The following is a 25,836-nucleotide window of genomic DNA, read 5'->3' on the forward strand; positions in this document are numbered from 1 at the left end:
CGCGTGAGCGGTCGTCGGTAACGAGGCCATAACCCATGCGAAACCCGAACTAATAACAAACCCGCGAAATGGAACCGGGACGAAACCCTCGCCTCGCCTGTCGTGCCGAACGCACACCGGTGTAACGCGATGTTTCTGACCATCCAGTATTTGCTTAAACAAAAAACAGCGAGGAAAAATCCATGCTCGAAGTCATCAACGACTTCCTCTCAGGGAAAGTACTGATCGCGCTCATTGTCGGGCTCGGTAGCTACTTCACGATTCGCTCGCGTTTCGTTCAATTGCGCCACTTCTTCCACATGTTCGCGGTGTTCCGCGACAGCCTCAAGGGCAGCGCCGGGCAACTCAGCTCGTTCCAGGCCCTGATGCTCAGCCTTGCCGGCCGCGTCGGTGCAGGCAACATCGCCGGTGTCGGTATCGCCGTGACCCTCGGTGGTCCGGGCGCGGTGTTCTGGATGTGGGTGACCGCACTGGTCGGAATGTCCAGCAGCTTCTTCGAATGTACCCTGGCCCAGGTCTACAAGCGCGCCGACGGCGACGGCCTGTACCGTGGTGGTCCGGCCTACTACATCCAGCACGGCCTGAAGCTCAAAGGCATGGCGGTGGTCTTCTCCATCCTGCTGCTGGTCACCTACGGCTTCGCCTTCATCGGCCTGCAGTCCTACACCGTGACCCATTCGCTGCAGAACGCCTTTGCCTTTGACCCGCAACACACCGGTATCGTCCTGGCGGTGCTGCTGGCCATCACCTTCATCGGCGGTATCAAGCGCATCGCCTCGGTGTCCGACCTGCTGGTACCGATCAAGACCCTGGCCTACATCGGCGTGACCCTGTACGTGATCGGCACCCAGATCGAACACGTGCCAGCCATGCTGGAAACCATCTTCAAGAGCGCCTTCGGTCTCGACCCGGCCTTCGGCGGTCTGCTCGGCAGCGCCATCGTCATGGGCGTGAAGCGTGGCGTGTTCGCCAACGAAGCGGGCCTGGGCAGTGCGCCGAACGTCGCCGCCGTGGCTGCCGTGAAGCACCCGGGCGCTCAGGGCGTGGTTCAGGCTTTCAGCGTGTTCCTCGACACCTTCGTGATCTGCACCTGCACCGCGCTGCTGATCCTGCTGTCGGGCTTCTACACCCCGGGCTTCGAAGGTGACGGCATCGTCCTGACCCAGAACTCGCTGGCCGCCGTGGTCGGTGACTGGGGCCGCATGTTCGTCAGCGTCGCTCTGTCGCTGTTCGTCTTCACTTGCATCCTCTACAACTACTACCTGGGCGAAAACAGCCTGCAGTTCCTCACCCGCAACCGCGCCGCGCTGATGACTTTCCGCGGTCTGGTGCTGGCACTGGTGGTCTGGGGTTCGATGCAAGACCTGTCGACCGTGTTTGCGTTCGCCGACATCACCATGACTTGCCTGGCCTTCGTCAACCTGATGGCCCTCGCCCTGCTGTTCAAGGTCGGCATGCGTGTGATGCGCGACTACGACGAACAGCGTCGCGCCGGCGTCAGCCAGCCAGTGTTCGACTCCAGCAAGTTCACCGACCTGGATCTGGACCTGAAGGCCTGGCCTGCCAATCCGTCAGCCGACACCCAGGCCAACGCTCAGCCGCAAGGCATCCCCGCAGCGCAACGCTGATCGGGTAAAAACCGGGCGCATGTCTTGCGCCCGGCGTGACACAAGCGGCGGTCGGCGTCATGCTCGACCGCATGCTGTCTTCGTTCAGGAGAACTCCCCATGAATTCCTCGACCTACCCTGCCGCCCAGCACGTCATGGTGCTCTACACCGGTGGCACCATCGGCATGCAGGCCAGCGCGAACGGCCTGGCCCCGGCCTCCGGTTTCGAAGCGCGGATGCGCGACTTCCTGCACAGCCAGCCCGACCTGGTGGTGCCGCAGTGGCGTTTTCGCGAGATGTCGCCGCTGATCGACAGCGCCAACATGACCCCGGCCTACTGGCAGCAACTGCGTGAAGCGGTGGTCGATGCTGTCGATGTGCAAGGCTGCGACAGCGTGCTGATCCTGCACGGCACCGACACCCTGGCCTACAGCGCCGCCGCCATGAGCTTCCAGTTGCTCGGCCTGCATGCCCGCGTGTGCTTCACCGGCTCGATGCTGCCGGCCGGCGTCACCGACAGCGATGCCTGGGAAAACCTCAGCGGCGCGCTGGTCGCCCTCGGCCAAGGCCTGGCGCCGGGTGTGCATCTGTATTTTCACGGCGAACTGCTGGCCCCGACCCGTTGCGCGAAAGTGCGCAGTTTCGGCCGCCATCCGTTCAAACGCCTGGAGCGTCAGGGCGGCGGCGTGAAAGCCAACTCGCTGCCAGCCGCGCTGAACTACAACCAGCCCAAGCAACTGGCCAGGGTTGCCGTGCTGCCGCTGTTCCCGGGCATCGGCGCCGAGATCATCGACGGCCTGCTCGACAGCGGCATTCAGGGTCTGGTGCTGGAGTGCTACGGCAGCGGCACCGGGCCAAGCGACAATCCAGAGTTCCTCGCCGGCCTAGGCCGGGCGCGGGATAAAGGTGTCGTCGTAGTTGCGGTCACGCAGTGCCATGAAGGCGGTGTGGAACTGGATGTGTATGAAGCGGGCAGCCGCTTGCGTGGGGTTGGCGTGCTGTCCGGCGGCGGCATGACTCGCGAAGCAGCGTTCGGCAAGTTGAACGGACTGCTCGGTGCAGGTCTTGAGACAGCCGAAGTGCGGCGCCTGGTCGAACTCGACCTGTGCGGCGAGCTCATCTGAGACCTCGTCATCCCCATGTGGGAGCGGGCTTACTCGCGAAAGCGATGCCTCAGATACGTTGATGTCGTCCGACACAACGTATTCGCGAGCAAGCCCGCTCCCACAATTGACTCTTCGTCCGGCATATAACTTGCTGCGTTCCAGCTATCCCAAGGCTGGAAGATCTTATGCTCCACTCCCACCTCACCACCCTCAACGCCGTCTCTCTGGTGCTCAACACATTCAGGGATCAAGGCCTGTCCAGCGAAGCACTGCTGGCCGGCAGCGGCATCAGCGCGGCGGATCTGAACCGGGCCGACACCCGCATCACCACCAATCAGGAGATGCAGGTCTGCGCCAACGCAGTCGCGCTCAAGCATGACATCGGCCTGGAGCTGGGCCGGCGCATGCATGTTTCCTGCTACGGCATCCTCGGTTACGCACTGCTCACCTGTGCCACCTTCGGTGACGCATTGCGGCTGGCGATCCGTTATCCGGCGCTGCTGGGAACACTTTTCGAACTGAGCCTGGAGGACGATGGCGAGCGCGTCTGGTTCGTTGCTGCCGATTACCGCGAAAGCCCGTCGATGGCCGTATTCAACGCGGAGTTCTGCCTGGTGTCGCTGAAAGTCATCTGCGACGATCTGCTCGGCCATCCGTTGCCACTGCTCGCCACAAGGTTCGAACACGCTGCGCCGGATTACCGCGACAGCTACGCCGAGCATTTCGACGCGCCCCTGCACTTTGGCGCCAAGGACAACGCCTTCGCCTTCGACCGGCGCTGGCTCGATCAACCGCTGCCGCTGGCCGACATCATCACCCACCAGGCCATGGCCGAGCGTTGCCGCAAGCAGAACACCGAGTTCACTGGCCGGCAGGCGTGGCTGGGGCGGATCCGCCAGTTGCTCAGTGCGCAACTCAACGCCGCACCGGGGCTGGAAGGCCTGGCGCAGCAGATGAACTGCTCGCCGCGTACCTTGCGCCGGCATCTGAAAGACATGGGTTGCAGCTATCAGGAGCTGCTCGACGAACTGCGCTTCGAGCGAGCCAAACAGATGCTTTGCGAGGATCAGTTGCCGATCTACCGCATCGCCGAGACCCTGGGTTTCAGCGAGACCGCAAGCTTCCGACATGCGTTCGTGCGCTGGAGCGGCGTAGCGCCGAGTCAGTTCCGTCCACACGGTTAAACCGTCGAGGGGCGATATCAGGTCAGTATTTTTGGCCACATCGATCCCCTTTTGGCCTCTCTGGCCGTTCTCCGATTCGCCCCGCGCCGCAACACTGGGGTCAACCGAATCAGCCCCTGCGGAGAACAACAAATGCTGACGATCTACTCTGACGATCACCACCTGCACCATGGCCGCTGCGAATTGATCGACGGGCAACTCAAGCCTTGCTTTGAAATGCCGTCACGCGCCGACCACGTGCTGCAGCGGGTGAAAAACCAAAACCTCGGCCCGGTCGAGGCGCCGAAGGATTTCGGCCTCGGGCCGATCGAGCGCATCCACAGCCGCGACTACCTCGACTTCTTCAAAGGCGCCTGGGCGCGCTGGACCGAATTCAACACCGACGGCGACTTGCTGCCCTACACCTGGCCTGCACGCACTCTGCGTCAGGTCAAACCGACCAGCCTGCATGGCCAGATCGGCTATTACAGCTTCGATGGCGGCGCACCGATCACCGCCGGCACCTGGCAAGCGGCGTACAGCGCAGCGCAAGTGGCGCTGACCGCACAAGCGGAAATCCAGCGCGGTGCGCGCGGAGCCTTCGCCCTGTGCCGTCCGCCGGGACACCACGCCGCCGGCGATTTGATGGGTGGATATTGCTACCTCAATAACGCCGCCATCGCAGCGCAAGCGTTCCTCGATCAGGGCCACAAGAAGGTCGCGATCCTCGACGTCGACTATCACCACGGCAACGGCACCCAGTCGATTTTCTACGAGCGCAGCGATGTGCTGTTCACCTCGATCCACGGCCACCCGGAAGCGGAATTCCCGTTCTTCCTCGGCTACGAAGACGAGCGCGGTGAAGGGGCCGGCGAAGGCTTCAACTTCAACTATCCGCTGCCGGCGGGTTCCGGCTGGGATGTCTGGAGTGCGGCGCTGGATCAGGCCTGCCAGGAGATCGACAACTACGGCGCCGACATCATCGTCGTGTCGCTGGGCGTCGACACCTTCAAGGACGATCCGATCTCGCAATTCAAGCTCGACAGCCCGGACTACCTGGCCATGGGCAAGCGCATCGCTGCCCTCGGCAAACCGACCCTGTTCGTCATGGAAGGTGGCTACGCGGTGGAAGAAATCGGCATCAACGCGGTGAACGTGCTCGAAGGTTTCGAACAATGAACAGACTCAAGCACTTGATCGCTCCCGCACTGTGCGCGGCGCTACTGAGCGGCGCGGCCCACGCCGAAGAACGCACCCTGCGCGTCTACAACTGGTTCGACTACATCACCCCCAAGGCCCTGGAAGACTTCAAGACGCAGAACGCCCAGACCAAACTGGTCTACGACATCTTCGACACCAATGAAGCGCTGGAAGCCAAGCTGCTGACCGGCAACTCCGGCTATGACGTGGTGGTGCCGTCCAACGTATTCCTGGCCAAGCAGATCGAGGCCGGCGTGTTCCAGCCGCTGGATCGCAGCCAGTTGCCGAACTGGAATCACCTCGACCCGAAACTGATGAAGCTGATCGAAGCCAACGACCCGGGCAACAAGTTCGCCGTGCCGTACATGTACGGCACCATCCTGATCGGCTTCAACCCGGCCAAGGTCAAGGCGGCGCTGGGCGACAACGCGCCGGTGGACAGCTGGGATCTGATCTTCAAAGAAGAGAACATCAGCAAGCTCAAGCAGTGCGGCGTCGCCCTGCTCGACTCGCCGTCGGAGATACTGCCGCTGGCCCTGCAACACCTCGGCCTGGATCCCAACAGCAAGAACCCGGCGGACTACGCCAAGGCTGAAGCGCTGCTGATGAAGATTCGCCCGTACGTGACCTACTTCCATTCGTCCAAGTACATGGCCGATATCGCCAACGGAGACATCTGCGTCGCGGTCGGCTATTCCGGCAGCTTCTCGCAAGCCGCCAACCGCGCCAAAGAGGCGAAGAACGGTGTGGTGGTCGACATGCGCCTGCCGAAGGAAGGAGCGCCGATCTGGTTCGACATGCTCGCCATTCCCAAGGGCGCAAAGAACCCGCAGGACGCCTACACCTTCATCAACTACCTGCTGCAACCGCAGGTGATCGCGCCGGTCAGCGACTTTGTCGGTTATCCGAACCCGAACAAGGACGCCACGGAACATGTGGATCCGGCGATCCGCAACAACCCCAACCTGTACCCGACCGATGCGGCGATGAATACGCTCTATACCCTGCAACCATTGCCGCGTGATGCGGAACGGGCACGCACCCGGGCGTGGACCAAGATCAAGTCCGGAACCTGAAACGTTCCAACCTACCAAGACCCGCACCGGCGGGTCTTGGGATACCAACGGTCTGTGTTCAATGACCCCAGGCTTGCCGCAAACGGGCCAGAGCCGATTCGATCGCCGGCTCCGGCACCGCCGCAAAACCCAGCACCAGACCGGCGCGCTGATCAAGCGGCGTCGTCGAGTCCGGCAGCCAGTATTTGCTCAAGCCATGGATTTCCACCTCCACGCTGGCGGCCTGCTCGATCAGTTGCTGCTCACGGGCCACGCTGTCGACCGCCACGGTGAGATGCAATCCGGCCGATACCGCGGGCAATTCCCCAACACCCGCCAGGCCATGTGGCCAACCATTGATCAGAGTGTTACGCCGGCTCAGAGCTGCCCGGCGCATCCGCCGGATATGCCGCTGGAAGTGCCCGGCGGCCATGAACTCGGCCATCACCGCTTGAGTGCTCACTTCCGAATGCCGGACATCCACCGCCCGCCGCTGCGCAAAGGCCTGCACCAGCCCCGGCGGCAGGACCAGATAACCCAGCCGCAGCGCCGGGAACGCAACTTTGCCGAAGGTGCCGACGTACAGCACGCGGCCCTGTCGGTCGAGCGCGGCCAACGGGGCCAAGGGCGCGCCGGTGTAGCGATACTCGCCGTCGTAGTCATCCTCGACAATCCAGCCCCCGGTGCGCTCGGCCCAGGCCAGCAATTCCAGGCGTCGCGCCAGGCTCATCACCACTCCGGTCGGGTATTGATGAGACGGCGTGACATAGGCCACCTGGCAATCTTCGGCGGCGGCCAGCGCTGCGCAATCGATGCCCTCCTCGTCCACCGCAATGCCGTGCAATCGACCGCCGGCCAGCGCGAAGGCATGACCCGCTGCGCGGTAGCCGGGATTCTCTATACCCACCCCTGCGCCCGGCTCCACCAGCAACTGTGCACAAAGGCTGATTCCCTGCTGCGCACCACTGGTGATCACAATTTGCTCAGCCGAACACTGCATGCCACGCGAACTGCGCAAATAAGCAGCGATCAGACCGCGCAGGCGCGCATCACCCGTCGGGTCGCCGTAACACAGTTGCTGCAAATCGGGTTTGCGCCAGAACGCCGCGTTCAGCTTGGCCCAGACATCGAACGGGAACAGATCGAACGCCGGAACACCGACCCTGAATGCCCGTGGCGGACCACTCGGCGGCGTCGGTAAATGGTTCCGTTCAAGCCGCTGCATCGCACCGCTGTGGATAACTTTGCTGGATAAATCCCCAGTGGAATCTACCGATTTTGTGGATAAGGTTGTGGGTAAGCCTGTTGAAAACCCTGTGGATACTTTTGTGGATAGTTTTTTCACAGACGTTGAAGATTGCGGCAACTGCGCCACGTATGTCCCGTCCCCCACCCGTCCTTCGATGAAGCCTTCGGCGTACAGCTGATCGTAGGCACGCACCACACTGTTGCGGGAAATCGTCAATGCCGCCGCCAGATCGCGACTGGCCGGCAGGCGCGTGCCGCTGGCCAAGCGCCCGTCGAGTACTCGCAGGCGCAAGGCCTGATAGAGCTGGCGGCTCAGGCCTTTGCGGCGGTCGAGTTCAATGCCGGCGGGATTGAACGGCAGCGAAAGCGTGGTCGAATCGGGCATGACAATGGACCTATGAAATTGGTCATCAATGGCTCTTACAACAGACCAATAGCCTGCCTAGGATGCAGGCATTCGCCAAGGAAAATTTCTCCATGTACACGCCACGCGCCTTTGCCATCGACGACTTGTCCCAACTGCATGAACTGATCCTCGCCACCCGCCTCGCGATTCTGGTGACTCACGGCGAACAGGGCTTGCAGGCCAGCCATGTGCCGGTGCTGCTGCATCGTGAACAGGGTCCGAAGGGTACGCTGTACGGGCATCTGGCCAAGGCCAACCCCCATTGGAAAGACCTGCGCGACGGTGCCGAAGCCATGCTGATTTTTCCCGGAGCCGACGCCTACGTCAGCCCGGGCTTTTATCCGAGCAAGGCCGAGCACGGCAAAGTCGTGCCGACCTGGAACTACGTCGCCGTACACGCCTATGGTCACGCCGAAACCTTCAGCGATGGCGGCCGGTTGCTGGACATCGTCAGCACCCTCACCGATCGCCATGAGGCCGGCCGCGCCCAGCCCTGGTCGGTCGACGATGCCCCGGCCGATTACATCGACGGCATGCTCAAGGCCATCGTCGGGTTCGCCATTCCCATCGACCGCCTCGAAGGCAAGCGCAAGCTCAGCCAGAACCGCAGCGCCGAAGATATCGCTGGCGTGCGCGAAGGCCTGGCCGCCAGCCCAGACATCAACGATCAAACCCTCGCTCACTTGATGCGTTAAGGAAATCACCATGAGTCAGATCGAAATCCGTCCGGTCAGCGCCGCCGATCACGCGGCGTGGCTACCGCTGTGGCAGGCCTACCTGCGCTTCTACAACACGGAATTGCCGGACGCCGTCAGCCAAAGCACCTGGCAGCGCTTTCTCGACCCGAACGAACCGACCCACGCCGCCCTCGCCTGGGCCGACGGCAAAGCGGTGGGCATGGTGCATTTCATCTACCATCGTTCGAACTGGAGCATCGAAAACTCCTGCTACCTGCAAGACCTGCTGGTGGAGCCGCAAACCCGTGGCACCGGCGTAGGTCGTCTGCTGATCGAACACGTCTACGCCACCGCCAAGGCCGACGGTTGCTGCAAGGTGCACTGGCTGACCCACGAAACCAACGCCACCGCGATCCAGCTTTACGAGCGCATCGCCGAGCGCCCGGGCTTCATCCAGTTTCGCAAAGCCATTTAAGGAGCCAAACGCATGACGATTACTCTCGCCGACTGGAAAGGCGTGCCGCCGCCCTCCACCACCTTGATCGAAGGCCGCTTCATCCGCCTGGAAAAACTCGACCCGGCACGCCACGGCGACGACCTGTTCAATGCCCTGCAAGGCCCTGGCGCCGACCCGAAACTCTGGGATTATTTGCCCTACGGCCCGTTTCCGGAACGCAGCGCTTTCAATGACTGGCTGAACAACCACGCCGCCCACAGCGATCCGTACTTCTTCAGCGTCATCGACCGCGCCAGCGGCCAGGTACAAGGCATCCTCAGCCTGATGTCGATCGTCCCGGCCCAGGGCCGCATCGAAATCGGCCACGTCACCTTCGGCGCCCCGATGCAGCGCTCGCCGAAAAGCACCGAGGCGGTCTACCTGCTGGCCAAGGAGTCCTTCGCCCTCGGTTACCGCCGCCTCGAATGGAAATGCAACAACGGCAACGCCCGCTCCAAATACGCGGCCGAGCGGCTGGGTTTCAGCTTCGAAGGCGTGTTCCGCCAGCACATGGTGGTCAAGGGCCAGAACCGCGATACCGCGTGGTACTCGATCCTGGACTCGGAATGGCCGGCGATTGCCGCCGGGTTCGAGCGCTGGTTGAGTGATGAGAATCAGACGGCGGATGGGCAGGTGAAAGGGTTGGTGGAGTGCCGCGGCTGAGTATGTAAACGCAAAGAGGGAAGCCCCCGACGGCGAGTACGGAAGTTGAAGGGGTTTCCTGTCTGTTATTGCTTCATCTGCAACGAATTGCAGATGAAGCACTCAACTCGCAGACATATCTGCAAAAGAATGCACATCGCCCAGACATCATTCTGTAAACCCCCTCCGCTATACAGAACGCCCTCGCTAATAACTAAAAGGACGTTCCCCCATGCCGCTCCCGCCTCAGCGCCTGTCGCTCGCCACCGCCCTGTTGATCGCCACCAGCGCCGCCCACGGCAAGAATGTCGTGATCGACACCGCCACCACCGCGTCGCAGACATTGGGTGGCAACGACACCCTGACGATTTCGGCGCCGGGCAGCATTACCAACAGCGGCAAAGCCGTGAGTCTCAAGGATGGCACCAACGGTGTCGGCGTGATCATCGATAACGCGGGCAAGATCATTTCTACCGGTGGCCGGGCGATTGATAGCAGCGGCGACCTGACCCAGGCGCGCAACTACGCCATCTACAACCGCAGTGGCGGGCAGATTCTCGGTTCCAACGACGCGATTCGCATCGACAGCAACTTTGTCAGCGGCAGCCTGTTGATCGACAACAGCGGCACCATTCGCTCGACCACAGGCCAGGGCCTGGATCTGGATGCGTTGCGCAGCGACGGGGTTAAAACCACCATCATCAACCGTGCGGGCGGGCTGATTCGTGGTGACGCCAGCGACGGCATGAAGACCGGCGCCAATGCGACCATCAGTAACTATGGCGAGATCTCCACGGGTGACTCGCACAACGCCGACCAGAAGTTCGACGGCATCGATATCGACACCGCGACCGGCGTCAGCGTGACCAACTACGGCGTGATTTCCGGCGGGCGTCATGGCATCACCACTGACCTGGGGGCGACGCTGGTCAACTACGGGCAGATCACCGGGCGCAACGGCTCCGGCTTCGGTTCCGACGGCGACGGCACGGTGATCAACCACGGCACCATCACCGGAGCATATTCCGGGTTGCAACCCAATGGCGACGGCGATGGCGTGGACATCGACAAGATCGCCCACATCGAAAACTACGGCACCATTCAGGGTGTCGGCGCCGGAGGTGTGGACAAGGGTGGTTTTGCCAATGGCAGCGAAGGTATCGCGTTGGGTGGCGGTTACATTCTCAACGCCAAGGGTGCGCTGATCAGCGGTGCCAACAGCGCCATTCTGGTGGACGACGGCAGCGGTGGTTCAGGACTGGCAGCCACCACGCTGGAAAACTACGGCACGATTCAGGGCCTCGACGGTTTCGGGGTGAAATTCGTCGGTGAGTTTGCCGACAACGTGATCAACGGCGGCACCATCAGCGGCAGCAACGGCCTGGCGCTGGACCTGGGCGGTGGCAATGACAGCCTGACCCTGCGCAACGGCAGCCGCTTTGTCGGCGTGGTCGATGGTGGCAGCGGTTACGACCGCGTAGTGATGGATGACGCAGCCGGCGGCAGCTTCGGTGCCAGCCGCAATTTCGAATGGCTTGAGGTCAAACAAGGCGCCTGGACCCTGACCGGCAGCGGCGATTTCAGCGACGGCGGTGCCGTGCGCAACGGCGCCACACTGATCAACCAGGGCGGCATCGCCGGCGACCTGACCGTGGACGCCGGCGGTGTGTATGCGGGTGGTGGTTCGGTAGGCAACCTCAACGTTAATGGCACATTGCGCACCGACACCCGCCTCGGCACCGCGACCATCGTGCACGACTTGAACATGGGCAGCGCATCCACCCTCGCCTACGGCGTCAACGCCGATGGCAGCAGCGCGCCGATCCAGGTCGGCGGCACGGCCAACCTCAACGGCGCGACGCTGGCGGTCAATCCCGGCAGTGGCACGTATCCGTGGCAAAGCCATTACACGGTGCTACAAGCTGCGCGGGTCAACGGCACGTTCGGCACGGTCACCAGCGACTACGCGTTCCTCACGCCGACGCTTGCCTACACGCCGACTCAGGTCGACCTGACCTATACCCGCAATGACGTAGCGTTCAATGAATTCGCCGTCACCGGCAACGGCAGCAACGCCGCCAACAGCCTGGCCTCGATGGGCAAGAACAACGCGCTGTACAACGCTTTGCTCAACACCACTCAAACCAGTGCAGGCGCGGCCATCGAGCAACTGGCCGGCGCCAGCAACGCCAACCTGACCAGCGCCACCCTCGGCGCCAGCAGTCAGGTCGGCAGCAGCATGCTCTCGGCGATGCAGCAAATGGGCGGCAGCCCCGGCTTGATGGTCGGCCTCGATCAGCGCGACACGCCGATCCTCGCCGCCAACGGCGTACAGTCCGAAGCGCGAAACCTGAATGATCCGAACGCCCAGGGCCGGCTCTGGCTGCAGGCCATCGGCGGCTACGGCAAGCTCGAGGGCGAACATGGCAATGGCAGTCTGGAACAACGCACCAAGGGCAGCGTACTCGGTGCCGACTGGGCACTGAATCCACAATGGCGACTGGGCGTGCTCGGCGGCTATTCGAAGACCGATCTGGACGCCACCGGTGTCGATGGCAATGTCGAGAGCTGGCACGCCGGAGTCTACGCCCAGCATCAAAACGGCCCGATCGCCTTGCGTCTGGGCGCGGCTTACAGCGGTCATCAGGGCGAGAGCAAGCGCACGGTCGCGTTCAACGGTTTCAGCGACCGCCCCAAAGGCGATTACGACGCCGACAGCCAGCAAGCCTTCGCCGAACTCGGCTACGCCATGGGCAGCGGTCGGCTCAGCGCCGAACCGTTCGCCAGCCTCGGCTACCAGCGCTATCACCGCGACCGCTATCAGGAAAAGGGTGGCACGGCGGCGTTACAAGTCGACAGTCAGACTCAGGACAACTTCAGCAGCACCGTCGGCCTGCGCCTGGCGCACCTGAATTCGCTGGAAAACGGCATGAGCCTGACCCCACGCATGGCGGCAGGCTGGAAACACACGTATGGCGATGTCAGCAGCTCGACCCGTCAGGCATTCGTCGTGGGCGGCACCGCGTTCAGCGTCGAAGGCAGCTCGCTGGATCGTGACAGCCTTGTCCTCGAGGCAGGCCTGGACCTGGGCGTTTCTGCGCGGCATACGCTGGGCATTGGCTACAGCGGCGAGATTGGCAGCAACAGTCGTAATCACGGGCTGATCGGGCAGTGGCAGATGAACTTCTGAATGCTGTAGGCAAATGTTCCACGCAATGAAAGCAAAAGCGGCTCGTTAAGCAAAACGGGCCGCTTTACTGTCACGTCAGTCGACAATCCCTGCATGCTTGGCAGATCCGACTGACATCGATGCCCAGGCACCCCGTTTTAGAGTTCGACCTCCCAACACGGAGGTTGACCCGATGCCTGTTCGACATACACACCGACTTCACCATCTGGCCGTCGCTATTGCATTGACACTCGGCTATACGGGGATCTCACTGGCGCAGGAGTCCGTTCTCGTTCCTGATCCGCCACCCGAACAAAAACCGACGCCAGGACTATCAGCGCTCGACGCATTTATCAAAGCCCCGGACACGCTTACGACTACCGTCAAGAGCGGGCAAAAGGCAAAAGACGGCATTTCCCTGCAACTGAGTGATGCAAACGACCTGGTAATCGTGAAGCCTCGTGGCAGCTTCGCCGGGATCGTTGACGGAGGCGCCGGAGTTAACGTTCTGCAACTCGATGCCAAGGAAGGAAAACTCGGCGAATCACGCAACTTCGAGAGACTGGAGGTCAAACAAGGCGCCTGGACGCGCTCAGGTTCGGAGGACTTCAGCACCGGAGTGCTGATACGCGCCAAGGCATCCCTGGTTAACGAAGGGCATATTCTGGGTGGAGCAATGACCGAGGGCCTTTTCATCAACAGAGGCCAGATTGATCACGGAGTCACGGTTCTCCCCGGCGGGGATCTGACTCACTCGGGGCTCATTGCCGGCAACGTGGATGTGCAGGAGAACGGTCATTTCGCCGGCAGCGGTGTCGTCGGCGGCCTGAATGTGCAGGGACGATTTTCCGTTGACGAGGTGTATGGCGCACCCAGGATCAGGGGCGACCTGAACTTGTCGCGCCCGGCAGTATTGGCCTATTCGGTCGATGCTTCCGGCAACAGCCCGACCATCATCGTCGAGGGCACTGCCAGCCTCGGGGATGCGACCCTGAAACTGGTCGCAAGCGGCGACTATCCACAAAGCAGTCAGCACACCATCATCGAGGCCGGCAAGGTCGAGGGCCGGTTCGGCACCATTGAAAACAATCTGGCCTTCATGACGCCAACCCTGGATTACGATGATCCCAAGCGGGTCGGCCTGACCTATGCCCGCAATGAGGTGCCCTTCGAGCAAGTCGCCACCAGCGACAATAGCCGCGAGTTCGGTAAAAGCATTGAGCCTCAGGTGTCGCCAGCCCCTTCCCCTGTTCAAACTCAGGCTCCGGCCGAAACGCCGGAATCTGCCGAACCTCCCCGGCAAGCGCAAACTCTGCAACCCCCTGCCACGCCTCAGACGCCGGCGGTTTCAACCACTGCGCGCAACACCGCCGTCGCGGCACTACTCACCACCGACAAAGCCACGGCCGCCATCGCCCTCGATCAACTGGCAGGCGGCAGTAACGCCAACCTCGCCAAGGCAACCCTGAGCAGCATCGCGCCGGTCAGCGCCAGCCTGCTGTCGGCCATGTACCAACTCGATATTGCCAATGAGTCACCGGGAAACTCACCACGTCATGCAGCCGGCAACGCAGACACCGGCAGGGTCTGGCTGCAAGCCCTTGGACATGGAGGGAAACTCGATCGCGATGTGCAACCCATGCAGTACTCCACCAAAGGATTGCTTTTGGGTACGGACTGGCGCGTTAGCGAAGAGTGGCGCCTGGGGTTGATGGGGGGCACCTCCGACACGCGCATGGACAGCAAGGCACTGGACGGCGGTCTCGAGAGTTGGCACCTGGGCGCTTACGCCTTGCGTCAGACGGGTCAGCTGTCACTTCGTCTCGGCGCAACCTGGAGCAGCCATGAGGGCAGCACACGCCGCGAAGTCGCGTTCGGTCGCTTTCATGACCGACTCAAGGGCAGCTACCACGCCAGTACCCAGCAAGCGTTCATCGAGTCGGGATACAACCTGGGAGGTGTCAACGCTAGTATCGAACCCTTTGCCGGCATCGGTTACCAGCGCTACCAGCGCGACAGTTTCACCGAGACCGGCGGGGCTGCGGCACTCAAGGTTCATGATCAATCCCAAGGCAACCTCAACACCACCGTCGGCCTGCGCATGGCGAAAGTCAGTACGCTTACTAACGGGATGCGCCTCACGCCACGATTCAGCGCGGGATGGAAGCACGTTTACGGCCAGACCTACACCAGCACCCGCCAACGCCTGGTCACTGGCGGCCATGACTACACCGTTTACGGCGCAGAGCTGGATCGCAACAGTCTGAAGCTTGATACCGGGCTGGATCTGACAGTCTCGAACAACCACACGCTGGGTGTCGGTCTGACCGGAGAGCTCGGCACCGACAGCCGCAACCATGGTGTATCAGGCCAGTGGCGAATGGCGTTCTGAGTCCCGGTCAGTCGCTGCCGCTCACTGCGGCAGCGACTGAAAGGCAAAAAAAGGGGAGCACATGCCCCCCCGAGGTTTAAAGCGTTGTATCGAGGCCGTTATCTCAGCCTTCGATCTCGATCAGGATTTCGCCCGGGTTCACCCGGTCGCCCTTGGCAACGTGAATGGCGGTGACCTTGCCGGCAATCGCAGCCTGGACTTCGGTTTCCATCTTCATCGCTTCGGTGATCAGCACAGCCTGTCCCGCCTTTACGGTGTCGCCTTCCTTGACCAGCACATCAACGATGTTGCCCGGCATGGTGGTGCTGACGTGGCCCGGTGCCGAAGCTTGCTTGCGCTTGCTGCTGCCGCCGCTGACAAATTCGTTGAGCGGTTCGAACACCACTTCTTCCGGCATGCCGTCGATGGACAGATAGAAGTGACGCTTGCCTTCGGCCTTCACGCCGACACCGGTGATGTCCACACGGTAGGTTTCGCCGTGGACGTCGATGACGAACTCGGTCGGTACGCCCTCGCCGCCAGCCGAAGCCACCTTGCCCGCTTCCGGGATCGGCAGCAGCACTTCCGGGGTCAGGGTGCCGGCAGCACGCTCTTCGAGGAACTTGCGCCCGATGTCCGGGAACATGGCGAAAGTCAGCACGTCTTCTTCGGACTTGGCCAGCGCACCAATGTCGGCACGCAGCTTGGTCATTTCCGGCTTGAGCAGATCGGCCGGACGTACGTCGATCACCTCTTCGCTGCCGATGGCCTGACGACGCAGCTGCTCGTTCACGGTGCCCGGCGCCTTGCCGTAGCCGCCTTGCAGATAGAGCTTCACCTCATTGGTGATGGTCTTGTAGCGCTCGCCGGCCAGCACGTTGAAGAACGCCTGGGTGCCAACGATCTGCGAAGTCGGGGTCACCAGTGGCGGGAAGCCGAGGTCTTCGCGCACGCGCGGGATCTCCGCCAGCACTTCGTTCATACGGTTGAGAGCGCCCTGCTCTTTCAACTGGTTGGCCAGGTTGGAAATCATCCCGCCCGGTACCTGGTTGACTTGAACACGGGTATCGACGGCGGTGAATTCGCTTTCGAACTGGTGGTACTTCTTGCGCACGGCGTAGAAGTACAGGCCGATTTCCTGCAGCAGTTCCAGGTTCAGACCGGTGTCGAACTCACTGCCCTTGAGGGCGGCGACCATCGACTCGGTGCCCGGGTGGCTGGTGCCCCAGGCGAAGCTGGAGATGGCAGTATCGATGTGGTCGGCGCCGTTTTCGATAGCCTTCAACTGGCACATCGCGGCCAGACCGGCGGTGTCATGGGAGTGGATGAACACCGGCAGCGATTGCTCGGCCTTGAGGGCCTTGACCAGTTCGCCGGTGGCGTACGGAGTCAGCAGGCCGGCCATGTCCTTGATCGCCACGGAGTCGCAACCCATGGCTTCCATTTGCTTGGCCTGGGCGACGAATGCGTCGATGGTGTGCACCGGGCTGGTGGTGTAGGCGATGGTGCCCTGGGCATGTTTGCCGGCAGCCTTCACCGCCTCGATTGCCACGCGCAGGTTACGCACGTCGTTCATCGCGTCGAAGATGCGGAACACGTCGATACCGTTGACCGCAGCCTTGGCGACGAACGCCTTGACCACGTCATCGCTGTAGTGGCGGTAGCCCAGCAGGTTCTGCCCGCGCAGAAGCATTTGCAGACGGGTGTTGGGCAGCGCGGCGCGCAGTTGGCGCAGACGCTCCCACGGGTCTTCTTTCAGGAAGCGCACGCAAGCGTCGAAGGTCGCGCCGCCCCAGACTTCCAGCGACCAGTAGCCGACCTTGTCCAGCTTGTCGCAGATCGGCAGCATGTCTTCGGTGCGCATTCGGGTGGCGAGCAGCGATTGGTGGGCGTCGCGCAGGATGGTGTCGGTTACGAAAATCTTTTTAGTCATTGTTCTATTCCTCACAGGCCTGCGTGGGCGGCGATGGCGGCGGCGATGGCCAGGGCCAGCTCTTCGGGTTTGCGCTTGATCGAGTAGTTGGTCAGTTCAGGGTGGCTTTCAACGAAGCTGGTATTGAACTGGCCGCTACGGAATTCCGGGTTGCGCAGGATTTCCTGGTAGTACGCGGCGGTGGTCTTGACCCCTTGCAGGCGCATGTCGTCGAGGGCGCGCAGACCACGGTCCATCGCCTCTTCCCAGGTCAGTGCCCACACAACCAGTTTCAGGCACATCGAGTCGTAGAACGGCGGGATGGTGTAGCCGGTGTAGATCGCCGTGTCGGTGCGTACGCCCGGGCCGCCGGGGGCGTAGTAGCGGGTGATCTTGCCGAAACTCGGCAGGAAGTTGTTTTTCGGGTCTTCGGCGTTGATCCGGAATTGCAGGGCAAAACCGCGATGCTGGATGTCCTCCTGCTTCACCGACAGTGGCAGGCCGGAGGCGATGCGGATCTGCTCGCGGACGATGTCGATCCCGGTGATTTCTTCGGTGATGGTGTGTTCCACCTGCACCCGGGTGTTCATCTCCATGAAGTACACCTCGCCCTCGGCGAGCAGGAACTCCACGGTGCCGGCGTTCTCGTAACCCACAGCCTTGGCCGCACGCACCGACAGGTCGCCGATGTAGGCGCGCTGTTCCGGGGTCAGTTGCGGGCTCGGGGCGATTTCGATCAGCTTCTGGTTGCGGCGCTGGATCGAGCAGTCACGCTCGAACAGGTGCACCACGTTGCCGAAGCTGTCGCCGAGGATCTGCGCTTCGATGTGTTTCGGATTGACGATGCATTTTTCCAGGAACACTTCTGCCGAACCGAAAGCCTTGGTGGCTTCGGAAATGACCCGAGGGAAATTCTGTTCGAGTTCTTCGCGGCTGTTGCAGCGACGGATACCGCGACCGCCACCACCGGAAGTGGCCTTGAGCATCACCGGATAACCAATGCGGTCGCCTTCGGTCAGCGCCTCTTCAATGCCCGAGACGTTGCCTTCAGTGCCCGGCGTAACCGGTACGCCAGCCTTGATCATGCTGCGGCGTGCTTCGGTCTTGTCGCCCATGCGGCGGATGACTTCCGCCGACGGGCCAATGAATTTGATACCGCGTTCAGCGCAAATGTCTGCCAGCTCGGCGTTTTCCGAGAGAAAACCGTAGCCAGGGTGCAGTGCATCACAGCCGGTTTCCACGGCCAGGTTCACCAGTTTGCGCGGGTTCAGGTAACCGGCCAGCGGCTCGGCACCAATGCTGTGGGCCTCGTCCGCACGCTTCACATGCAAGGCATGCCGGTCGGCGTCGGAAAAAATCGCAACCGAGCGAATGCCCATCTCGGCGCAGGCACGCACGATTCGTACGGCAATCTCACCACGGTTGGCGATCAGGATCTTTGTTATCACTTGGAGGTTCCCTTGAGCCGGTGGTACCCACGACCTGCTAGACCCAGGTCGACGCGTGACCAAATGTTTCAATCTGGTCGCGGCTTCACACTAGCGCTCACAAGGGATTAACAAAAATGAATAAAAATTGGGTCAGGCATAAGTAAAGACTTATAGTCATCGCATCAGCCCGCGGCCAGAGTCGGTAGAAAATGCGTAAGTCCTTGATGCGTATGACATTGCGTCAATTGCAGATCTTCAACGAAGTGTGTGATTTACGCTCCTACAGCCGTGCAGCCGAGGAAATGTCTCTCACACAACCGGCCGTCAGCCTACAGATTCGTCAGCTGGAAGAGCTGATCGGGCAGCCGTTATTCGATTACGTCGGCAAAAAACTCTACATGACCGAGGCGGCAGAAGCACTTCAGCGTGCAAGCCGCGACATCTTCGGCCGCCTGGAGAATCTCGACATGCAGCTGTCAGACATGCAGGGCTCGCTGCAGGGCCAGTTGAAACTTGCGGTGGAATCCAGCGCCAAATACTTCGTGCCGCACCTGTTTGCGGCGTTCAAACGCCAGCACCCGGAAGTGAACCTGCAACTGACCGTGGTCAACCGCGGCCAGGTGATCCGCCGCCTCTCCGACAACCGCGACGATCTGGTGATCATGTCGATGGTGCCGCAGGACATGGGCCTGGAGTTCCTCCCCTTCCTCAACAACCCTATCGTGGCGGCTGCCCGACCGGACCATCCGCTGGCACACATGGGGCCACTGCGTTTGCAGGATCTGGAACCTTACACTCTACTGATTCGCGAACCCGGCTCGGGAACGCGACTGGCTTGCGAGGAGTACTTCAAGGAGAAACGCGTGCACTTCACCCAGACCCAGGAAGTGGCGTCGGCCGAAGCCCAGCGTGAGTGCGTATTGGCGGGTCTGGGCCTGGCGCTATTGACGCGCCACGCCCTGAACCTGGAGCTGGCGACCGGCGGCCTGGTGGAGCTGCCGGTCGAAGAATTGCCGCTGTTGCGCAGTTGGTGCCTGGTCCAGGCCAAAGCCAAGCGGCTGTCGCCGGTAGCCCACGCCTTCCTGGCGTTTATCCGCAGCGAACGGGTGCAGATCAGCGCGCTGGTTGAGCGCTTCGACGGGAAGCTGAAGGCGCTGCCTGCCAGTGATTGATGTCCTCGGGAAAATCGCCGATTTCAGCCTGAAGCTGGCGGAGTTCGAAGCGATCTTCGATGGCGCGGCGAAATTCCATGCGGCGCTGGTCTTCCTGCTGACGACGGGTTTTCGCGGCGCTGTTGCGTTCTTCGTAAGGCTGAGCCATTTCGAGTCTCCCAAGGCGATTACGGGAGTTTCACGATAGGCGCGGGGGATGACGGTTTGGCTGCGTCGGGGTTACAGGCAGATGAAGATTGCGGTCACCCCATGGCCATCAGTCATCCAGCGCTTTCACCGATTTTGGCGACAACCGCAAGCTGCGCAGGCTGCGCTTGACGCTCTTGAGGTGGTTGACCAGGCTCGGCCCGCGCGCCATGGCCACGCCCATAGCCAATACATCGATCACCACCAGATGGGCGATACGTGAAGTCAGCGGCGTGTAGATTTCTGTGTCTTCATGGACATCGATCGCCAGGTTGACGGTCGACAGCTCGGCCAACGGTGTCTGGCTCGGGCACAGGGTAATCAGCGACGCACCGCTCTCGCGAACGAGGTTGGCGGTGATCAGCAAGTCTTTGGAGCGGCCGGACTGGGAAATGCAGATCGCCACGTCGGTAGGCTTCAGCGTCACCGCCGACATCGCCTGCATGTGCGGATCGGAATACGCCGCCGCCGTCAGCAGCAGACGGAAGAACTTGTGCTGCGCATCCGCCGCCACCGCGCCCGACGCACCAAAACCATAGAACTCGACGCGCTGGGCCTGGGACATCAGCGTCACCGCTCGCTGCAATTCCAGCGGATCGAGCTTCTCGCGAACCTCCATCAGCGTGTGCAGGGTGGTGTCGAAAATCTTCAGGCTATAGTCGGCGACCGAGTCGTCTTCATGGATCGCGAACTGACCGAAACTGGCGCCGGCCGCAAGGCTTTGCGCAAGCTTGAGTTTCAGATCCTGGAAACCGGAACAACCGATGGCGCGACAGAAGCGCACGATGGTCGGCTCGCTGATGCCGACGCTGTGGGCCAGGTCGGCCATGGAACTGTGCATCACCGCCGCAGGGTCAAGCAGCACGTGGTCGGCGACCTTGAGCTCCGACTTGCGTAACAGGTGGCGTGACTGGGCGATGTGTTGCAGCAGATTCAAGGGGCTGGACTCTTGTTATGGAAAGATGTGCTTTGGCCAGATGCCAAGGATGTAGCAAGCTTGTAGTTATACTACATGAATCCGCATTTTGCCTGCTCAATGCGTAACTGAATTGTCTCACCGCCCCCTGTTTTCGGCGCGTGCACCTTGTGTAGCCATTTTTAGCCCCCAGACGAATCACCCCAATGACCTGGCAGAGTGGTGACTCTTTAGCTCCGTTTGCAAATGCAATAGATATGTACCGCACTTCAAGCGACTTCAGACGCGAGAATCCAAGAGATCAAGGACAACAAATACTCTAAGGATTTTCGATGCCTTCAAAATCATTGGCACGCTATGCATCACTTTCACTTCTATTAGGCATTTCTTTTCAAGCTTTATCGGAGGATTATTATTGGCACATACAACCAGAGGCATATGACTGGATAGAACCTCAGAAAAAGCACTCCTCCCCCGAACTGGCATGCAGGTCGCTCCATACAGATACCGAGTATGGCGAATATGAATACTACAGTGCCACACCCACACCCCGTGAAGACCAATGGACCTGCAACTTTCTTTATGGACCTGATCCAAATGAAGACATCATGGCGCTTTCCATTCACAGGTACGGAAATTCGTGCGCACAAAACAAATCATTTAACTCTCTGAATGGACAGTGCGAAACTCAAGGCACTGATAAAAACTTCTGTATCTCGCCAACCGCCGGCAACCCAATTAATTTTACAACCGGGTATAAACTTCAAACAGAACAAGACCTTCCGCCTTCGACAGCTGCTGCAAAAAACAAAATTAAAATTTATTAAATACTACAGTAGCGTCAATGGCCTGTGGACCCACTCCTACTCCGACAGAATACTGAATGATGGCAAAACAATCACTTTAGTTCATGCCAACGGCGAAAGATCTTTCTTTGACAAAAAATCAGAAACCTATGTAGCCAGAAACCCAGAGGCAGGATCGATATCAAACATCTCAAATACCTGGGTTTATTTATCAGCAGACAACAGCATCCTTAGTTTTGACTCAACAGGGAGACTGCTCGAGTTCAAAAACCATGAAACGAAATATTCCATCACCTACACCGACAAACACCTGAAAATAACCAACGCACATGGAGATACGATGGAAGTTTTCGAGGACACGAAAAAGCAACCATTAAAAGTAAAAACAAACAACACAGAGTTAACTTACGACTACAACGAATACAAGCAATTAGTCTCTATGACCCGTGCATTCCATGGCAGCTCACAAATTAAACGGTATCTATATGAGGACGATAATGACAGCAGACTTTTAACAGGCATTATCGATGAACGCGGCGTGCTCTACGCCACTTGGAAATATGACCAACATGGCCGAGCGATCTCAAGCGAGCATGCGCAAGGCGCTGAGAAAGTGACTATTGAATATCACCCTGACGATTCCACCACTGTAACCAACGCTCTGGGCAAAAGCACAACTTATAAATTCGGTTATTTTCAGGGTGCCAAGCGCATAATTTCGATTATTGGAGAACCTACCGCTAACTGTCCAAAAAGTAATTCGACATTTACCTATGACGAACGCGGCTTACTGACATCGCAAACAGACAGCAAAGGAATTACTACGCTTTACACCCATAATGATCGCGGCCTGGAAACATCCCGTACCGAGGCAAGTAATACACCTGAATCAAGAACTATTACTACAGAGTGGCACGATACACTATCCCTGCCCTTGAAAATCAAACAGCCAAAGCGATCAATCCAATACACTTACGACGCTGAAGGACGCAAGCTTACCCAGACAATCAAAACACATTGATTCAGAAGGATCTGAACATGAACACACTGATAGTAAGACTAGGCCTTTTAGTGCTAGCAATCGGGGGCACCTTCCTTACCGCCCCACTTTTGCAGACGCCAGAACGCGGATGGTTGTTTACCTACAATGCCCGTGGCTTGCTGGAACTCTCGGACGGACCAAGAACCGATGTAAATGATCTCACTCGCTACGAATATGACTCACACAGCAACCTGACGCGTGTTATTAACGCAGTAGGGCATACCTTCGAGATGTCAAATTTCGATTACTTAGGAAACCCGCAAACAATTGTTGATCCCAATGGCGTCTTAACCTTATTAACCTATACGCCTCAGGGTTGGTTGTCGTCTGTCAGCATCGAAAAAAGCACCCTAAAATTCGATTACAACGCTACCGGGGACATAACCAGACTGACCCAAGGTGATGGCGATTGGATTGCTTATACTTGGGACGATGCCAGACGATTGATTCGAATTGAAAACAACCTGATGGAGCAAGTTGAATTTGAACTCGATCCGATGGGCAATCGAACAGCAATACGTTTGAAAGACAAAACAGGGAATATAACGAACCAGCATCGAAAGGTATATGACGAACTGGGGCGTTTACTTTACTCAGTAGGTGCTAATGAGCAAACGAGTCATTTGAAATACGACCTTAATGATAATCCTGTTGCGTTCGTCACTCCTCGTGACACTCACTATGGTCACGCTTACGACCCACTCAATCGTTTAATAAAAAGCACCGACCCACTAAACGGGACGTCTCAGTTTGAGTATGACGCTCAGGACAACCTCACCCACGTCAGCGACGCACGCGGGGTAAGCACCCGGTATCACTTCGATGGCTTGAGTAACCTGACCCAGCTAGACAGTCCAGACAGCGGTACTAGCAAATACAAATATGACGCCGCTGGCAACATCACAGAGAAAACGGATGCTCGAGGGGTTGCCTCGTCCTACGCGTACGACGCTCTCAATCGATTGCTTAGTCGTCGCTATCCAGCAAACCCAAAGCTTGACGTACGCTTCCATTACGACTCTATCGCTGAAGGCAACAAGGGAGTTGGGCGCTTGACGGCGATTGAGGATGCGAACGGTGTGCAGACCTACTCCTATGACGCACACGGCAACTTGATAGCGCAACTGCACACGCCCTCCATGGCAAACATGGCTCAGTCCGAAAACGTTAGATACGGGTACGACTCGGCCAATCGACTCAACCGAATCGACTACCCGGCTGGATTCAATATTCACTATCTTCGCGACACTGCCGGACAGGTCACTCAAGTGCAGATTCAGGATGGCAGCGAAAAGCCAGTTACCCTCGCACGAGACCTCACCTATTTACCATTCGGCCCATTGAAAAGTCTCACGTGGGGGAATGGCATCACGCTTCAGAGTACCTACAATCAGGATTATTTTTTAACTGCACAGGCGGTTGCTGACAAGAGCAACATTTATAGTTACGACCAAAATGGCAATATCACCAAAATACAAAATAATCATTTTGGCGATACAAGCTATGCATATGACTCAATGGATCGTCTTGTAGAGAAGGACGACGATAGCTCCCAGCAAACATATTCTTATGACGCAGGGGGCAACCGAGTTAAGAGCACCCATAGATTCAAAGGTTTCGAACAAGAGAAACCCAACACTCAAGTTTCGTACCGTTATGGAGAGAGCAGCAATCGATTAGTAAAGATTAATGATCAATTAATAACTATAGATCCAACTGGCAATATAATAAGTGACCAACCCCATCGCCAGACCACATATAATGATATCAATCGCATGACTAGCGCAAACATCGATGACATGCCACTGATACATTTCCACTATAACGCTACAGGCCAACGAGTTAGGAAAGAGACTTCGACACAGGTAACTACATTCCTCTACGGATACAACAGACAATTACTAGGTGAGACACGCCTAAATGAAAAAGGAAAAAGACTTTCTAGCCAGTATTACTTTTGGTTAGACAACATCCTGCTGGGCGGAATCACTATTGATTATGACTCGTCCGAGAATGAGATAAAACGTTCCCTTTTCTACATCCACAGCGATCATCTTAATACGCCACATAGAATAACGAATGACGCAAAAGAAATCATTTGGACTTGGAGACCCGATTCTTTCGGTAAAGGAGAGCCTAATGGATCTTTGGTCTTTAATTTACGCTTTCCTGGGCAGTATTACGATATTGAAACCGGATTACATTACAACTATTTTAGATATTACGACCCAGAATCCGGACGCTATTTAGAAAGTGACCCAGTAGGTCTTAGGGGTGGCTTTAATACCTACGCATATGTCAACGGCAATCCGTTGAAATATGTTGATCCCCTTGGATTGGAATCTGTGTTTGAATGGTCGTCAAACGCCGAGAAAATTGCAGAAAAGAGTGGTCTCCCAGGACCATACAATGGCCCCCAAGACGCTTACAGGCACTGTGTTGCATCGTGCATGATTGCGGCATCAAACTGGGGAGAATCAGTAAGCCGATTCGCCGGGTGGGCACATGAAGTATCGAATTTTGGCCAAAACAAATATGAAAGGGCTATGGATGACTGGAATAACCAAGCCGGATTATGTGCTGCCAAAAACAGCGATGCTCCTAGTGACTGCCCCAACAGCTGCATAACTCTTATTGAAAACAATGCCCTTATTATGGAGGCAACATCACATGGCGCCTATTATTAAACGTAGACATTCAAAAACAGCAACGACCTCGGCGGTATTTCTTCTCGCATGCTTTGTATTAGCCATAGCAACACAATACTACTATCCCGCAGATATAGATCAAATTTGCGAAAAAGAATCACCACTGCTTGTGAACAACATCCAGAGTTGCAGCCTCACTCAATCGTTAATCAGCGACCTCAAAAATCAAGGCTACACCCCAATTATTTTAGAAAGTTCCGAGAGTAGCAGAGGCCCATTTAAAGCAAAATTTAATTATGAGGTTTTTGAGGTGTTGAACTTTAAGATAGATGAAAATTCTGGCAGCGGCACAGCTCAATTCCGATTCATTAACGGCCGACTTTTTTCAATAGTATATACCCCCGAAAAATCAGGGTCTACGTTCGAACTGTTCCCTGAAAACAAAACGGAAAGCATAACTATTCGACACTCATCAAACCCTCAGGGGCTGAAATCTATATCCTGGTCAAACAATCAACTTGAGGCATATATTTCGTGGTGGATTAGACGCTTCGCCTAAAGATGATCCTGCTGAGTCAGCAAT

The 25,836-nt window shown here is 58.5% G+C and carries 19 protein-coding genes; 14 read left to right on the plus strand and 5 right to left on the minus strand.

All coding sequences use genetic code 11. From position 1 onward, the window contains the following. Positions 1–182 precede the first annotated feature (182 nt). From ACW9HX_RS06755 to ACW9HX_RS06775, 5 genes are all read left to right on the plus strand, one after another. On the plus strand, positions 183–1,628 hold the full coding sequence (locus ACW9HX_RS06755; protein WP_457379968.1) for an alanine/glycine:cation symporter family protein: 1,446 nt from the start codon (positions 183–185) through the stop codon (positions 1,626–1,628). 99 nt (positions 1,629–1,727) lie between these two features. Next, complete coding sequence (locus ACW9HX_RS06760) at positions 1,728–2,732, plus strand: asparaginase (protein ID WP_457379969.1); 1,005 nt, start codon at positions 1,728–1,730, stop codon at positions 2,730–2,732. Positions 2,733–2,899: 167 nt separating this feature from the next. Beyond that, on the plus strand, positions 2,900–3,898 hold the full coding sequence (locus ACW9HX_RS06765) for an AraC family transcriptional regulator (RefSeq protein WP_457379970.1): 999 nt from the start codon (positions 2,900–2,902) through the stop codon (positions 3,896–3,898). Between the two features lie 132 nt (positions 3,899–4,030). Then, the gene (locus tag ACW9HX_RS06770; protein ID WP_457379971.1) at positions 4,031–5,056 is read left to right on the plus strand and encodes a histone deacetylase family protein; all 1,026 of its coding nucleotides are present in this window, start codon (positions 4,031–4,033) and stop codon (positions 5,054–5,056) included. Next, entirely contained in the window at positions 5,053–6,153 is a 1,101-nt protein-coding gene (locus ACW9HX_RS06775) for a polyamine ABC transporter substrate-binding protein (RefSeq protein ID WP_457379972.1), read from the plus strand. Before ACW9HX_RS06770 ends, ACW9HX_RS06775 begins: the two co-directional genes overlap by 4 nt. 58 nt (positions 6,154–6,211) lie before the next feature. Here the strand turns inward: ACW9HX_RS06775 and pdxR are convergent, their stop codons facing one another. Then, positions 6,212–7,765, minus strand: coding sequence for a MocR-like pyridoxine biosynthesis transcription factor PdxR (pdxR, locus tag ACW9HX_RS06780; RefSeq protein WP_457379973.1), 1,554 nt, complete (start codon positions 7,763–7,765; stop codon positions 6,212–6,214). A gap of 92 nt (positions 7,766–7,857) precedes the next feature. Here pdxR and ACW9HX_RS06785 point away from each other — a divergent pair, with 92 nt between their 5' ends. The 5 genes from ACW9HX_RS06785 (at position 7,858) to ACW9HX_RS06805 (ending at position 15,162) form a co-directional block, all read left to right on the plus strand. Further along, positions 7,858–8,481: an FMN-binding negative transcriptional regulator gene (locus tag ACW9HX_RS06785; protein ID WP_457379974.1), complete on the plus strand. Its 624-nt coding sequence runs from the start codon at positions 7,858–7,860 to the stop codon at positions 8,479–8,481. 10 nt (positions 8,482–8,491) lie between these two features. Further along, positions 8,492–8,938, plus strand: coding sequence for a GNAT family N-acetyltransferase (locus ACW9HX_RS06790; protein WP_197868920.1), 447 nt, complete (start codon positions 8,492–8,494; stop codon positions 8,936–8,938). A gap of 12 nt (positions 8,939–8,950) precedes the next feature. Continuing rightward, positions 8,951–9,622, plus strand: a complete 672-nt coding sequence (locus ACW9HX_RS06795; RefSeq protein ID WP_457379975.1) for a GNAT family N-acetyltransferase — start codon at positions 8,951–8,953, stop codon at positions 9,620–9,622. A gap of 211 nt (positions 9,623–9,833) precedes the next feature. Beyond that, a complete protein-coding gene (locus ACW9HX_RS06800) occupies positions 9,834–12,791 on the plus strand; it encodes an autotransporter outer membrane beta-barrel domain-containing protein (RefSeq protein WP_457379976.1) in 2,958 nt (985 codons plus the stop codon). Between the two features lie 172 nt (positions 12,792–12,963). Then, positions 12,964–15,162 (plus strand): autotransporter domain-containing protein, encoded by a 2,199-nt coding sequence (locus ACW9HX_RS06805; protein ID WP_457379977.1) that lies wholly within the window; start codon positions 12,964–12,966, stop codon positions 15,160–15,162. Between the two features lie 103 nt (positions 15,163–15,265). Here ACW9HX_RS06805 and oadA read toward each other — a convergent pair whose 3' ends face one another. Then, on the minus strand, positions 15,266–17,074 hold the full coding sequence (oadA, locus tag ACW9HX_RS06810) for a sodium-extruding oxaloacetate decarboxylase subunit alpha (protein ID WP_457379978.1): 1,809 nt from the start codon (positions 17,072–17,074) through the stop codon (positions 15,266–15,268). Positions 17,075–17,085: 11 nt separating this feature from the next. Continuing rightward, on the minus strand, positions 17,086–18,501 hold the full coding sequence (locus ACW9HX_RS06815) for an acetyl-CoA carboxylase biotin carboxylase subunit (protein ID WP_096817120.1): 1,416 nt from the start codon (positions 18,499–18,501) through the stop codon (positions 17,086–17,088). A gap of 191 nt (positions 18,502–18,692) precedes the next feature. Here ACW9HX_RS06815 and ACW9HX_RS06820 point away from each other — a divergent pair, with 191 nt between their 5' ends. Then, the gene (locus tag ACW9HX_RS06820; RefSeq protein WP_096817118.1) at positions 18,693–19,655 is read left to right on the plus strand and encodes a LysR family transcriptional regulator; all 963 of its coding nucleotides are present in this window, start codon (positions 18,693–18,695) and stop codon (positions 19,653–19,655) included. Here the strand turns inward: ACW9HX_RS06820 and ACW9HX_RS06825 are convergent. Together ACW9HX_RS06825 and hexR are read right to left on the minus strand one after the other, a co-directional pair. After that, positions 19,597–19,803 carry a PA3496 family putative envelope integrity protein gene (locus ACW9HX_RS06825; RefSeq protein ID WP_096817116.1) on the minus strand — a complete coding sequence of 69 codons (207 nt, stop codon included), beginning with the start codon at positions 19,801–19,803 and terminating at the stop codon, positions 19,597–19,599. The two genes, ACW9HX_RS06820 and ACW9HX_RS06825, sit on opposite strands and share 59 nt — an antisense overlap. Before the next feature lie 108 nt (positions 19,804–19,911). After that, complete coding sequence (gene hexR / locus ACW9HX_RS06830) at positions 19,912–20,778, minus strand: transcriptional regulator HexR (protein ID WP_007954250.1); 867 nt, start codon at positions 20,776–20,778, stop codon at positions 19,912–19,914. A gap of 651 nt (positions 20,779–21,429) precedes the next feature. Here hexR and ACW9HX_RS06835 point away from each other — a divergent pair. From ACW9HX_RS06835 to ACW9HX_RS06845, 3 genes are read left to right on the plus strand one after another with little or no spacing between them, the layout of a single operon-like run. Continuing rightward, a complete protein-coding gene (locus ACW9HX_RS06835; protein WP_457379979.1) occupies positions 21,430–22,584 on the plus strand; it encodes a hypothetical protein in 1,155 nt (384 codons plus the stop codon). A 17-nt stretch (positions 22,585–22,601) separates the two neighbouring features. Further along, positions 22,602–25,292, plus strand: coding sequence for an RHS repeat-associated core domain-containing protein (locus ACW9HX_RS06840; RefSeq protein ID WP_457379980.1), 2,691 nt, complete (start codon positions 22,602–22,604; stop codon positions 25,290–25,292). Further along, positions 25,276–25,812: a hypothetical protein gene (locus tag ACW9HX_RS06845; protein WP_457379981.1), complete on the plus strand. Its 537-nt coding sequence runs from the start codon at positions 25,276–25,278 to the stop codon at positions 25,810–25,812. Before ACW9HX_RS06840 ends, ACW9HX_RS06845 begins: the two co-directional genes overlap by 17 nt. Positions 25,813–25,836 lie beyond the last annotated feature (24 nt).

This window comes from Pseudomonas sp. SDO52101_S400 (genome assembly GCF_054071635.1).

Bases quoted from the DNA above. Each gene is read 5' to 3' on its own strand.
- oadA (WP_457379978.1), bottom strand. From the start codon at position 17,074: ATGACTAAAAAGATTTTCGTAACCGACACCATCCTGCGCGACGCCCAC.
- ACW9HX_RS06825 (WP_096817116.1), bottom strand. From the start codon at position 19,803: ATGGCTCAGCCTTACGAAGAACGCAACAGCGCCGCGAAAACCCGTCGT.
- ACW9HX_RS06805 (WP_457379977.1), top strand. From the start codon at position 12,964: ATGCCTGTTCGACATACACACCGACTTCACCATCTGGCCGTCGCTATT.
- ACW9HX_RS06775 (WP_457379972.1), top strand. From the start codon at position 5,053: ATGAACAGACTCAAGCACTTGATCGCTCCCGCACTGTGCGCGGCGCTA.
- ACW9HX_RS06795 (WP_457379975.1), top strand. From the start codon at position 8,951: ATGACGATTACTCTCGCCGACTGGAAAGGCGTGCCGCCGCCCTCCACC.
- ACW9HX_RS06755 (WP_457379968.1), top strand. From the start codon at position 183: ATGCTCGAAGTCATCAACGACTTCCTCTCAGGGAAAGTACTGATCGCG.
- ACW9HX_RS06770 (WP_457379971.1), top strand. From the start codon at position 4,031: ATGCTGACGATCTACTCTGACGATCACCACCTGCACCATGGCCGCTGC.
- ACW9HX_RS06765 (WP_457379970.1), top strand. From the start codon at position 2,900: ATGCTCCACTCCCACCTCACCACCCTCAACGCCGTCTCTCTGGTGCTC.
- ACW9HX_RS06785 (WP_457379974.1), top strand. From the start codon at position 7,858: ATGTACACGCCACGCGCCTTTGCCATCGACGACTTGTCCCAACTGCAT.
- ACW9HX_RS06835 (WP_457379979.1), top strand. From the start codon at position 21,430: ATGGACAGTGCGAAACTCAAGGCACTGATAAAAACTTCTGTATCTCGC.
- ACW9HX_RS06760 (WP_457379969.1), top strand. From the start codon at position 1,728: ATGAATTCCTCGACCTACCCTGCCGCCCAGCACGTCATGGTGCTCTAC.
- ACW9HX_RS06790 (WP_197868920.1), top strand. From the start codon at position 8,492: ATGAGTCAGATCGAAATCCGTCCGGTCAGCGCCGCCGATCACGCGGCG.
- ACW9HX_RS06820 (WP_096817118.1), top strand. From the start codon at position 18,693: ATGCGTAAGTCCTTGATGCGTATGACATTGCGTCAATTGCAGATCTTC.
- ACW9HX_RS06800 (WP_457379976.1), top strand. From the start codon at position 9,834: ATGCCGCTCCCGCCTCAGCGCCTGTCGCTCGCCACCGCCCTGTTGATC.
- ACW9HX_RS06845 (WP_457379981.1), top strand. From the start codon at position 25,276: ATGGCGCCTATTATTAAACGTAGACATTCAAAAACAGCAACGACCTCG.
- pdxR (WP_457379973.1), bottom strand. From the start codon at position 7,765: ATGCCCGATTCGACCACGCTTTCGCTGCCGTTCAATCCCGCCGGCATT.
- ACW9HX_RS06840 (WP_457379980.1), top strand. From the start codon at position 22,602: ATGAACACACTGATAGTAAGACTAGGCCTTTTAGTGCTAGCAATCGGG.